The organism is Lachnospira eligens, from assembly GCF_009680455.1.
Taxonomy (GTDB): domain Bacteria; phylum Bacillota; class Clostridia; order Lachnospirales; family Lachnospiraceae; genus Lachnospira; species Lachnospira eligens_A.
Genome location: NZ_WKRD01000002.1, coordinates 213,733 through 226,100, shown reverse-complemented (window position 1 = coordinate 226,100; position 12,368 = coordinate 213,733). Strand labels below are relative to the sequence as shown.

12 protein-coding genes and 1 other RNA gene are annotated in these 12,368 nt (G+C 38.2%); 10 read left to right on the top strand and 3 right to left on the bottom strand.

The window, feature by feature from the left end; genetic code table 11:
- The first annotated feature begins 29 nt into the window (after positions 1 to 29).
- The 10 genes from pheS to GKE48_RS02965 all read left to right on the top strand — a co-directional run bounded on the left by pheS (position 30) and on the right by GKE48_RS02965 (position 10,016).
- Positions 30 to 1,049 carry a phenylalanine--tRNA ligase subunit alpha gene (gene pheS / locus GKE48_RS03010; protein ID WP_022099095.1) on the top strand — a complete coding sequence of 340 codons (1,020 nt, stop codon included), beginning with the start codon at positions 30 to 32 and terminating at the stop codon, positions 1,047 to 1,049.
- 63 nt (positions 1,050 to 1,112) lie between these two features.
- Positions 1,113 to 3,539, top strand: coding sequence for a phenylalanine--tRNA ligase subunit beta (pheT, locus tag GKE48_RS03005; RefSeq protein WP_055215669.1), 2,427 nt, complete (start codon positions 1,113 to 1,115; stop codon positions 3,537 to 3,539).
- A 76-nt stretch (positions 3,540 to 3,615) separates the two neighbouring features.
- Complete coding sequence (queA, locus tag GKE48_RS03000; protein WP_022099093.1) at positions 3,616 to 4,647, top strand: tRNA preQ1(34) S-adenosylmethionine ribosyltransferase-isomerase QueA; 1,032 nt, start codon at positions 3,616 to 3,618, stop codon at positions 4,645 to 4,647.
- Between the two features lie 106 nt (positions 4,648 to 4,753).
- On the top strand, positions 4,754 to 5,113 hold the full coding sequence (locus GKE48_RS02995; protein WP_154300413.1) for a PilZ domain-containing protein: 360 nt from the start codon (positions 4,754 to 4,756) through the stop codon (positions 5,111 to 5,113).
- A 6-nt stretch (positions 5,114 to 5,119) separates the two neighbouring features.
- Positions 5,120 to 5,474: RNase P RNA component class A (rnpB, locus tag GKE48_RS02990), an RNA gene on the top strand.
- Between the two features lie 55 nt (positions 5,475 to 5,529).
- Complete coding sequence (locus GKE48_RS02985) at positions 5,530 to 6,018, top strand: VanZ family protein (protein ID WP_022097258.1); 489 nt, start codon at positions 5,530 to 5,532, stop codon at positions 6,016 to 6,018.
- A 73-nt stretch (positions 6,019 to 6,091) separates the two neighbouring features.
- The gene (locus GKE48_RS02980; RefSeq protein WP_154300412.1) at positions 6,092 to 7,453 is read left to right on the top strand and encodes an MATE family efflux transporter; all 1,362 of its coding nucleotides are present in this window, start codon (positions 6,092 to 6,094) and stop codon (positions 7,451 to 7,453) included.
- 35 nt (positions 7,454 to 7,488) lie between these two features.
- On the top strand, positions 7,489 to 8,580 hold the full coding sequence (gene trpS / locus GKE48_RS02975; RefSeq protein WP_012739566.1) for a tryptophan--tRNA ligase: 1,092 nt from the start codon (positions 7,489 to 7,491) through the stop codon (positions 8,578 to 8,580).
- A 38-nt stretch (positions 8,581 to 8,618) separates the two neighbouring features.
- A complete protein-coding gene (gene pyrB, locus GKE48_RS02970) occupies positions 8,619 to 9,581 on the top strand; it encodes an aspartate carbamoyltransferase (RefSeq protein WP_055286201.1) in 963 nt (320 codons plus the stop codon).
- 12 nt (positions 9,582 to 9,593) lie between these two features.
- Entirely contained in the window at positions 9,594 to 10,016 is a 423-nt protein-coding gene (locus tag GKE48_RS02965) for an aspartate carbamoyltransferase regulatory subunit (RefSeq protein WP_117916223.1), read from the top strand.
- Between the two features lie 59 nt (positions 10,017 to 10,075).
- On the opposite strand, the gene GKE48_RS02960 is transcribed toward GKE48_RS02965, so the two are convergent.
- The 3 genes from GKE48_RS02960 to sigG all read right to left on the bottom strand — a co-directional run bounded on the left by GKE48_RS02960 (position 10,076) and on the right by sigG (position 12,270).
- Entirely contained in the window at positions 10,076 to 11,125 is a 1,050-nt protein-coding gene (locus GKE48_RS02960; RefSeq protein ID WP_022097254.1) for a lactonase family protein, read from the bottom strand.
- Positions 11,126 to 11,193: 68 nt separating this feature from the next.
- On the bottom strand, positions 11,194 to 11,451 hold the full coding sequence (locus GKE48_RS02955) for a PRC-barrel domain-containing protein (RefSeq protein ID WP_022097253.1): 258 nt from the start codon (positions 11,449 to 11,451) through the stop codon (positions 11,194 to 11,196).
- Positions 11,452 to 11,493: 42 nt separating this feature from the next.
- Entirely contained in the window at positions 11,494 to 12,270 is a 777-nt protein-coding gene (gene sigG / locus GKE48_RS02950; RefSeq protein ID WP_154300411.1) for an RNA polymerase sporulation sigma factor SigG, read from the bottom strand.
- Positions 12,271 to 12,368: the final 98 nt, after the last annotated feature.

Here is a 12,368-nt window from a genome sequence, read left to right as displayed (position 1 = left end):
AAAGCGAAAGAAGTATGGAGGCTATAAGGATGAAAGAAAGACTTGAAGCAATTAGAGAAAGAGCTTTAGCACAGATTAATGAAACTGATTCGCTTGATAAACTGAATGATATCAGAGTCGCTTTCCTTGGAAAGAAGGGTGAACTTACAGAAGTACTTAAAGGTATGAAGGAAGTTGCACCAGAAGACAGACCTAAGGTTGGTCAGATTGTTAATGAGACAAGACAGGCAATTGAAGAAGTATTAGATAAGGCTAAGACAGAATTAGCTGCCAAGAAGAGAGAACTTCAGTTAAAGAGTGAAGTAATAGATGTTACTCTTCCATCTAAGAGGGATGAGTTAGGACATAAGCATCCTAATACACTTGCATTAGAAGAAATCCAGAAGATATTCATCGGAATGGGTTATGAAGTAGTTGATGGACCAGAAGTTGAGTATGATTACTACAACTTTGAGGCACTTAACATACCAGCTAACCACCCGGCTAAGGATGAACAGGATACATTCTACATTAATGATAAGATAGTACTCCGTACACAGACTTCCCCTGTTCAGGCAAGAGTTATGGAGAAGGGCAAGCTCCCTATCAGAATGATTTCTCCAGGACGTGTATACAGAGCAGATGAAGTTGATGCTACACATTCACCATGCTTCCATCAGGTAGAAGGTCTTGTAATTGATAAGGGAATCACATTTGCAGACCTTAAGGGAACTTTAGCAGAATTCGCTAAGGAGCTTTTCGGACCTGATACTAAAGTTAAATTCAGACCACATCATTTCCCATTCACTGAGCCTAGTGCCGAGATGGATGTAAGCTGTTTCAAATGTGGTGGTAAAGGATGCCGTTTCTGTAAGGGCGAGGGATGGATTGAAATCCTCGGCTGTGGAATGGTTCACCCACATGTATTCGAGCTTTGTGGAATTGATAAGGAAGAATATACAGGATTTGCCTTTGGTGTAGGACTTGAGAGAGTTGCTCTTCTTAAGTACGAAATCGATGACATGAGACTTCTTTATGAGAACGATATCAGATTTATAAAGCAGTTCTAAATCGATTCATATAGTGGTCTAACGACTGGAATAAGATAAAGTATATTTAAGGAGAATGACGATATGAATACATCATTAAATTGGATAAAAGCAATGGTTCCAGGTCTTGAGTGTACAGATCAGGAATTCAGAGATGCTATGACACTTTCAGGAACTAAGGTGGAGTGTTTTAATGCATTTGACAAGAACCTTGATAAAATCGTAGTTGGACAGATTCTCTCAGTTGAGAGACATCCTGATGCAGACAAGCTTGTAATATGTCAGGTTAATGTTGGCAGCGAGAATGTCCAGATTGTAACAGGTGCACCTAATATTGAAGTTGGTTCAAGTGGACAGAAGGTTCCTGTAGTATTAGACGGAGGTAAAGTTGCCGGAGGACATGACGGCGGCGCACTTCCAGAAGACGGAATTAAGATTAAGAAGGGCAAGTTAAGAGGCGTGGAGTCATGCGGTATGATGTGCTCTATCGAGGAACTTGGTTCTTCAAGAGAATTCTTCCCGGATGCACCAGAGGAAGGAATATATATATTTGGAGATGATGCTGTTGTTGGTTCAAGTGCGGTAGAGTACTTAGGACTTAATGATACAGTATTTGAATATGAGATAACTAATAACCGTGTAGACTGCTACAGCGTTATCGGTATCGCAAGAGAGGCTGCTGCTACATTCAGAAAGCCTTTCAATCCACCGGTTGTTACTAAGACAGGTAACGATGAGGATGTTAACACAATGGTTTCAGTTGATATTGAAGCTAAAGAACTTTGCTCAAGATATGTTGCAAGAGTTGTTAAGAATATCAGACTTGCTCCATCTCCAAAGTGGATGCAGCAAAGACTTATGACAGCAGGTATCAGACCAATCAACAACATTGTTGATATCACTAACTATGTTATGGAAGAATATGGTCAGCCAATGCATGCATATGACTATGATACTATTGCAGGTCACAAGATTGTTGTAAGAACAGCAACTGATGGCGAAAAGTTCGTAACACTTGACGGACAGGAGAGAACTCTTGACGCACAGACACTTCTTATCTGTGATGGTGAGAAGCCAGTTGGTATCGCAGGTATCATGGGTGGCGAGAATTCAATGATTACTGATGATGTCCAGACAATGCTTTTTGAAGCAGCTACATTTGACGGAACTAACATCAGAAAGACAACTAAGAAGATTGGTTTAAGAACAGACGCTTCTGGTAAATTTGAGAAGGGACTTGATCCAGAGAACGCAATGGAGGCTATCAACAGAGCATGCCAGCTTATTGAAGAGCTTGATGCAGGTGATGTTGTAGGAGGCGTGGTTGATGTATATCCTGACCCTGTAACTAAGAAGAGACTTCCATTTGAGCCGGCTAAATACAATGCTTTACTTGGTACTAATGTATCAGATGAAGATATGCTTTCTTACTTTGAAAGACTTGAAGTTGAATATGATAAAGATGCTAATGAGCTTATTATCCCAACATTTAGACAGGATCTTAACAGAGACGCGGATATGGCAGAGGAAGTTGCAAGATTCTTCGGATATGACAACATTCCTACAACTCTTCCTAAGGGAGAGACAACAATGGGTAAGATTTCATTTGAGCAGAGTATTGAAGATGCAGCTTCTGAGGTTGCCCAGTTTACAGGATTCTCACAGGCTATGACATACTCATTCGAGAGCCCTAAGGTATTCGATAAGTTAAAACTTCCTGCTGATTCTGTATACAGAAAGACAGTTGTAATCTCTAATCCATTAGGAGAGGATTTCTCGGTTATGAGAACACTTCCAATTCACGGAATGCTTACATCTTTATCTACTAACTATAACAGAAGAAACAAGAATGTTAAGTTATATGAATTGGCTAAGATTTACCTTGCAGCAGATGATGTTAACGAGCTTCCGGACGAAAGAGTTGAATTCACACTCGGAGCTTTCGGCAGCGTTGACTTCTACTCAATGAAGGGTGTTATTGAAGAATTCCTTGAGAAGATTGGAATGAAGAAGAAGCCAACATATGATGCTAAGGCTGGTATTCCATTTTTACATCCAGGCCGTCAGGCTGATGTATATTACGCTGATAAGAAGATTGGTTACATCGGAGAACTTCATCCGGATGTTGCCGATACTTACTCAATCGGTGAGAGAACATATATTGTTGTTATTGATATTCCAACAGTTACAGAAATGGCAAGCTTCGATAAGAAGTTCACAGGAATTGCAAAGTTCCCAGCTGTAACAAGAGATATCAGTATGGTAATGCCTAAGGAACTTCCAGTTGGTGAAGTTGAGAAGATTATTGAAAAGCGCGGCGGCAAGATATTAGAAAGCTACAACCTCTTCGATATCTACGAAGGAAGCCAGATTAAAGAAGGCTTCAAGTCAGTTGCTTACTCAATCGCATTCAGAGCTAAGGACAGGACACTTGAGGATAAGGATATCACACCAGTAATGGAGAAGATATTCAAGGATCTTGAGGCTGACGGAATCGAACTTAGAAAGTAATACAGACCCAGCTGTTGCAGTGGTCGGTAAAGGGGCGGCGTGTGGCGCCGCCCCTTTGCTTTGAAAGGAGTAGTACATGGATTTACATGATTTTTATTATGATCTGCCAGAGGAGCTTATTGCGCAGGATCCTTTGTCTGACAGATCAAGTTCAAGACTTATGGTGCTTGATAAAGAAACAGGAGAGATTGAACATAAGATATTCAGAGATATCGTAGATTATCTTAGGCCGGGTGATTGTCTTGTTGTTAATGACACTAAGGTAATACCAGCGAGACTTATAGGTACTAAGGCTGATACAGGAGCTACTATTGAAGTGCTTCTTCTTAAAAGACTTGAAGACAGACAGGATACATGGGAAGTTCTTGTTAAGCCGGGAAAGAAGGCTAAGGTTGGTGCTAAGATAAGTTTTGGCGAAGGCAAGCTTATAGGAGAGATTATTGATATAGTTGAAGAAGGAAACAGACTTATCCAGTTCACATATGATGGAATATTTGAAGAGATTCTTGATGAGCTTGGACAGATGCCACTTCCACCATATATAACACATAAACTTGAAGATAAGAACAGATATCAGACAGTATATGCAAAGCATGAAGGCTCTGCAGCAGCGCCTACTGCCGGATTACATTTTACAACAGAGCTACTTGAAAAAATCAAGGCCATGGGAGTTAATATTGCAAGAGTAACACTTCATGTGGGACTTGGAACATTCAGACCTGTCAAGGTAGAGAATATTCTTGACCATCATATGCATTCGGAGTTTTATGTTGTTACACAGGAAGCTGCAGATATGATCAATAATACAAGAAAAAATGGCGGCAGGGTAATTGCTGTTGGAACAACAAGCACAAGAACTCTTGAGTCAGTCGCACTTGAAGATGGAACAATTCCAGCCAAGAGTGGATGGACAGAGATATTCATATATCCGGGATATAAGTTCAAGGCAATCGATTGTCTTATAACTAATTTCCATCTTCCAGAATCAACACTTGTTATGCTGGTATCAGCACTTGCAGGAAGAGAACATGTGCTTCATGCATATGAAGTTGCGGTGCAGGAGAAATACAGATTCTTCAGTTTTGGAGATGCTATGTTTATTAAATAATAAAAGTATACAAAAAATATATTTGAACTTCCAATAAGTTAATGATATCATTATATGGATTAAATGAAAGAGAACAGGTATAATCCTGTACAGTACAGAGGGAATCATGGGGATTGAAAAGAGAAAATCAAAAAGAACTGATGTCAATGTTTATATATCATTAAGACAGCTTGATGATAAATATGTTTCTGGGTATGCTGGTGATACCGTAGATGTGAATGTCATTAATATATCAAAAGATGGCATGGCATTTAAGTCTGATTATAAGTTTAAACCTAATACTTATTACGATACAGTTGTTATACTTGCCAATAAAGAACGATTGGCAACTGTAATAGAAATTATACGAATGAGTAATTCAGGGGATGCAGAGACAACATACGGCTGTAGATTTGTTGGTATTAGTAAAGAAGATCAGTTTAAGATAGAAGTTTACCAGATAGTAGACGAAAGCAAAAACAACTAAATATTATGAGTAGCACAGATGATCGCGGCTGCATTCGTGCAGGTGAGGAAAGTCCGGGCTTCACAGGGCAGGATGCCGGATAACGTCCGGTGGAGGCAACTCCAAGGCCAGTGCAACAGAAATATACCGCCATGGCGAAAGCTATGGTAAGGGTGGAAAGGCAGTGTAAGAGACTACCGCATTGCTGGTAACAGCAGTGGCACATGTAAACCCCATTCGAAGCAAGACCAAATAAAAGCGATATAAAGGCTGCCCGCCAAGCTTTAGGTAGGTCGCTTGAGCCTGCTGGCAACAGCAGGACTAGATAGATGATCATCACAGCTTATGCTGACATAACCCGGCTTATAGTGCTGCTCATTTTATTATATTCAATCCGGCTTATGCCGGATTTTTTTAGGTAAGGATTAAGGGTTACTATGAATTATAATATTAGAAAAATGATTTTTTTGATAATTGCACTTATCTGGGCGATAGTAATATTTGCTTTTTCGGCAAAACCAGGAGATGAATCAGAAAACCAGAGTATTAAAGTTGGAATGACAGTGTGTAATATATTTGTACCCGGTTTTGATAATCTGCAAGAATATGAGCAGGTTGATATGGCAAAAAAGATTGATTATCCAGTAAGAAAAACAGCTCATGCAACAGAATATGCAATTCTTGCAGGATGTGTGCTGGGAGCAGTGACACCAGGTTTTATCAGGTGGAAGAATGGATTAACTGCAATATGTACGGCGGTAATATATGCAGCAACAGATGAAATTCACCAGCTGTTTGTGTCAGGAAGGAGTGGAAGGATTACAGATGTGCTGATTGATGGGTGTGGAGCTGTTGCTGGTACATTAATTATACTGTTAATATCAAGAATTATAGTTATGTGCAGAAAAAAGAAAACTAACTTATAATATTTCTTGCTTTTTTTGTCTGTAAGTCTATAATATTGAATGATTTATATTTAATTCAATATGGGAGATATATATGAGCAGGACAGAAACACTTGATAATACAAAAATGACTAATGGACCGATAACAAGGATTTTATTATCATTTGCAGGACCAGTGCTTTTGGGTCAGCTTCTGCAACAGCTTTATAATATTGCAGATGCAGCAATTGTTGGACAGTTCTTAAGCTCTAAGGCACTGGCAGCAGTTGGTGCAACTTCTTCTCTTACGTATATTGTATGTTATTTCTGTATAGGTTCATGTATAGGAATAAGTGTTCCTGTGTCACAGGCATTTGGAGCAGGAAAGAATGATGATTTAAGAAAATATTTTGTTAATGGAGTCTACTTTGCGCTTGCAATTGCGGTTATTATGACAGCAGTTACAGCGTCTATGAGTGGACTCTTTTTAACGTGGTTAAAGACACCTGAAAATATATTTAAGGATGCATATGTGTATCTTGTTATTATATTCTTAGGACTTCCGTTGACGGTTCTGTATAACTTCTGTTTTGGGATTCTGATGGCATTTGGAGACAGCAAAAAGTCAACAATGTTTATGGCAGTATCGACAGTTATTAATATTTTTCTTGATCTGTTTCTGGTTGTAGTTGTGAAATGGGGTGTTGCCGGAGCTGCAGTTGCTACTATATTTTCACAAGGAATTGCAGGCGTTCTTAGTGCTGTATACATCTTTAAGAAGTACAAACTGTTATTTCCAGTTAATGCAGATGAAAGAAAGTTCCATCCGTATTACATGAAGAACATTATTAAAATGTGCATGCCAATGGGACTGCAGTATTCTATTACTGCAATTGGTGCAATTATTCTGCAATTTTATGTAAATGCACTTGGAGAAGACGCCATTGCAGGATTTACATCCGGATATAAGATTAAGAATCTGATTCTGTGTCCGTTAAATGCGTTGGGAACAGCTCTTTCATCATTCGTCGGACAGAATTTCGGAGCTAAGAGATTTGACCGTATCAGTGAAGGATTTAAGAGAACTTTAGAGATTGGTCTTATCTATTCTGTAATCACGATGATAGTATGTTTCTTTACCGGCAGATATATGGCACTTATATTCGTTGATGCAGCTGATACAGTTGTTGTCGGTTACACTGTGAAGTTTATAAGATACATAAGTGTGTTTAATGCAGAACTGGCACTTTTATTTACTGCTAGGTATTCAGTTCAGGGTATGGGCTATGGCAAATATTCTATTCTCTCAGGACTTGCTGAGATGGCTGGAAGGGCGGCTGTTGCTGTGCTTCTGATACCACATTTTGGCTTTGATGCTGTGTGCTGGAATGAGGGATTTACATTCCTTGCAGGAATTGCAGTTATTCTGCCAATTTATATTAAACTATTTTGCCATTTGCGTAAAAGTATGATATAATTTTTACGATTTTGGGATGAGGAAAGGTGGCGCTTATGTCTAAGATTATATTAACAGGTGACAGACCAACCGGAAGACTTCACTTAGGTCATTATGTTGGATCTTTAAAGCGAAGAGTTGAATTACAGAATTCAGGTGAATATGAGAAGATTTTTATTATGATTGCGGATGCACAGGCATTAACAGATAATGCTGATAATCCAGAGAAAGTAAGACAGAACATTATCGAGGTTGCACTCGATTATCTTTCAGTTGGTATTGACCCAGCTAAGTCTAATATATTTATCCAGTCACAGATTTCACAGCTTACAGAGCTTACATTTTATTATATGAACCTCGTTACAGTTTCAAGACTTCAGAGAAACCCTACAGTTAAATCTGAGATTCAGATGCGTAATTTTGAGGCGAGTATTCCGGTAGGATTTTTCTGTTATCCTATAAGCCAGGCAGCAGATATTACTGCATTTAAGGCTACTACTGTTCCTGTAGGAGAAGATCAGGAGCCTATGATTGAGCAGTGTCGTGAGATTGTAAGAAAGTTTAATTCTGTATATGGAGAAGCATTGGTTGAACCAGAAATTCTTCTTCCAGATAATAAGGCATGTTTAAGACTTCCTGGTACTGATGGTAAGGCTAAGATGAGCAAGTCATTAGGAAACTGCATCTACTTATCTGACACTCCAGAGGAAGTTAAGAAAAAGGTTATGAGTATGTACACAGACCCTAACCATATTCAGGTATCTGATCCTGGACAGGTTGAGGGTAACACAGTATTTACTTACCTTGATGCTTTCAGCAGTGATGAGGATTTTGCTGAATTCCTTCCTGATTATAAGAATCTTGATGAATTAAAGGATCATTACAGAAGAGGTGGTCTTGGAGATGTTAAGGTTAAGAAGTTCCTTCTTAATGTTATCAACAAGGAGCTTGAACCAATCAGAGCAAGAAGACATGAATATGAAAAGGATATTCCAGAAGTATATAATATCCTTAAGAGAGGTACAGAAGCGGCTTACGCTGTTGCACAGGACACTCTTGATGATGTCAAGGCTGCTATGAAGATTGATTATTTTAATGATGCAGAACTTATTAAGGTTCAGTCAGAAAAATACAGCAGAACAGAGTAATTATTTTAATTAAATATACACACGGAGGCTTTTCTATTATGAGACATTTACTTAGTCCGCTTGATTTAAGCGTTGATGAACTGGCAAGATTATTAGATCTTGCAAGAGACATTTCAAAGGATCCATCAAAGTATGGTCATGTATGTGATGGAAAGAAGATAGCCACATTGTTCTATGAGCCAAGTACTAGAACAAGATTAAGCTTCGAGGCTGCCATGATTAACCTTGGCGGTCAGGTATTAGGCTTTTCTGAGGCTTCTTCAAGCTCAGCGTCAAAGGGTGAAAGTGTTGCAGATACTATAAGAGTTATCTCTTGTTATGCAGATATATGTGCAATGCGTCATCCAAAGGAAGGTGCTCCAATGGTAGCTTCTGAATATTCGCACATTCCTATTATCAATGCAGGTGATGGTGGACATCAGCATCCTACACAGACACTTACAGATCTTATGACAATAAGGGAACTCCGTGGTTCACTCGATAACTTTACTATCGGTTTATGCGGAGACCTTAAGTTCGGAAGAACAGTCCATTCACTTATAAGTTCATTAGTAAGATACAATAATGTAAAGTTTGTCCTTATATCACCTAAGGAATTAAGAATTCCTGATTATATCAGGGATGATGTACTTAAGGCTAATAACTGTGATTTTGTAGAAGTTGAGAACCTTGAGCAGGCTATGCCTGAGCTTGATATTCTCTATATGACAAGAGTACAGAGAGAAAGATTCTTCAGTGAAGATGAGTACTTAAGAATGAAAGACTTCTATATACTTGATGAAGATAAGATGGCACTTGGAAAGCCTGATATGTATGTTCTTCATCCACTTCCAAGAGTTAATGAGATATCAGTTGATGTTGATAATGATGACAGAGCTGCTTATTTCAAGCAGGTTCAGTTTGGTGTATATGTAAGAATGGCACTTATACTTACTTTACTTGGACTTGATACAGCAGTTAATCCATCATTAGCTCATGTACTTGATTCACTGGATGCATAAGGAGGGAAATTTATGTTAAATGTAGGAGAACTTAATGAAGGCTTTGTTCTTGATCATATTGAAGCAGGAAAGGCCATGATGATATACAATTACTTAGGTCTTGATAAGCTTGACTGTCAGGTTGCTATTATTAAGAATGCAAGAAGTGGTAAGATGGGAAAGAAAGACATTATTAAGATTGAAGGTGGTCTTGATCTTGTTGATCTTGATGTTTTAGGATTCGTTGACCATAACATTACTGTAAATATTATTAAGAATGGTGAAATAGTAGACAAGAAGAGACTATCTCTTCCAAAGCAGGTTACTAATATTATCAAATGTAAGAATCCAAGATGTATCACATCTATCGAGCAGGGCTTAAAGCAGGTGTTCGTACTTGCTGATGAGGAAAAGCAGGTTTATAGATGTAAGTACTGTGAAGAGAAATATTCATAAAAATTAATGGCTGTCGTTACTAAACGGCAGCCATTTTAATATATGTGTCAAAGACACATTTACTTAAGTTCTTTAATTATCATATTATTAGGTCTTGAAATCTTAAGCTCCGGACCATTCATTATTATAAGTCCTTTGTCGTATTTTACAGTAAATATTGTAATAGAATTCCCTTCATTATTCATTGACATTAAATGCTTGTCGTCAGGGAAGAGCCTTATGTACTTAGGATAATCACCACTGATAGGGAGAGAATTAAGGCTTGAGAGCTTTCCTGTTTTGGAATCAACCTTGTATATTGTAACTGTATTATCGCCAGCGTTAGAGCAGAGCAGATGCTTTCCTGTGCTGTCAAATGTTATGTTAGCAGCGGCACTGTTAGATTTATGGTCTCTTCTTACAGTGAATATATTCTGTACTAAATCAAAACGGTCTTTGTCTGAATTCTTATCATAAGAATATACATTAATATAATTCTTCATTTCGCAGACAACATAAGCAAACTTACCATCCTGACTGAATTCAATCTGTCTTGGTGCAGATTCCTGCTGTGAACGGATTATATCGTATAACTTTAATTTACCGGTTACATGATTGAATTCATAAAGCTTAATCTGGTCAATTCCAGGGTCACATACACATAAAAGTTCTTCGTCAGGTGTGAATGTGCTCCAGCTTATATGAGGACGGAAGTTTCTTTCGGCAACACTTCCGATTCCTTTATGAAATATTTCATCAGCTATAAATCCCGCTGAACCATCAGCATTGATGTGCAAAACAGTAATCTTGCCGTCATGATATCCGGAAACAACAAGGAATCTGTTATCACTTGTTACGCATATATGACAGCCACGCATTCCGTTAATGGACGCAACATTCATAAGCTCAAGACTTCCATCTTCTAATACAGCATAAGCTGAAACACCCTGGTCACATATAGAGTATAAGAAATTCTTATCATGTGAAAATGCAATGAAAGAAGGGTTATCAATTGCCACCTCTTCACGTTCTGTTATTCTTCCTTTAGCTACATCACAGTCATATATATGGATACCCTTACTGCTTTCGTGTGTATAGCTGCCTGCATAAGCTACATATTTCTTATCCATGATTATCCGCCTCCGTAAAACATATATATTACTATTTTATAGCATAAGTAAAGGATTTTCAATACTGGTCAGATACATTTTTGCTTAACCTTTTCAGGACAAATACTTACAAGTATAATATCAGGTCCGATTGTGCGGATGCATTTGAAAGGAATTACATATTCAAAATCTCTTCCAAGCAGTCCGCATAATCTGGCGGGACCGGGGACAATGAGTGCCAGTATGCAGCCTGATGACGGGTCGAAATCAATATCAACCACAAAACCTAATATGCAGCAATCGGTATCGTTTATTACGGTTTTTCCTTTAAGTTCACATAGACGCATTATAATACCTGGTTAAGTGCTTATATTATTATATTACGCATATCAGCAAAGGTGTCTTTTCATATCATGCAAGGCACATTTTTCAAGGCGGCTTACCTGGGCCTGTGATATCCCAAGGTTTTTGGCAACTTCAGTTTGTGTAAGACAATCAAAGAAACGGAGTATTATTATCTGGCGTTCTCTTGGGGAAAGCCGATTAATAGCTTCTCGAAGCGCAATATTTCTTACCCAGCGGTCTTCAGTGTTTTTCTTGTCCTTTACCTGATCAATAACATACAGGGTGTCACCACCATCATTGAATACTGGTTCATATAATGATATTGAAGGTGTGACTGCTTCAAGGGCAATTACGATATCAGCTTTTGATATGCCTATTTCTTCTGCGATTTCTGTAATTGATGGTTCTTTAAGATTTTTCTTCATAAGTGTTTCACGGGTAGTTATTGCTTTATAGGCTGTATCTTTTAAGGAACGGCTGACTCTTATAGTGCTGTTATCACGCAGAAAACGCTTTATCTCTCCGATTATCATTGGAACAGCATATGTTGAAAACTGTACATTTAACGATATATCAAAATTATCAATCGCTTTAATCATTCCTATACAGCCTATCTGAAACAGGTCATCAAGATTTTCACCACTCTGGCTGAAGCGTTGTACAATGCTTAATACAAGCCTTAAGTTTCCTTTTATAAATGTTTCTCTTGCCTGCGTATCTCCTGATTTTATCTTTACAAGCAGTTCTTTTGCCTGGGTGGGTTTAAGAAGAGGAAGGTCACTTGTATTGACTCCGCATATTTCGACTTTGTATCCAGCCATAATCCCTCCTTAAATAATAATTGGTTTTTCAATTTATCAACATTAAAAGGATTGACATTTTGGCTGGGCTTATTCATAATTAATTTATATATTTAATT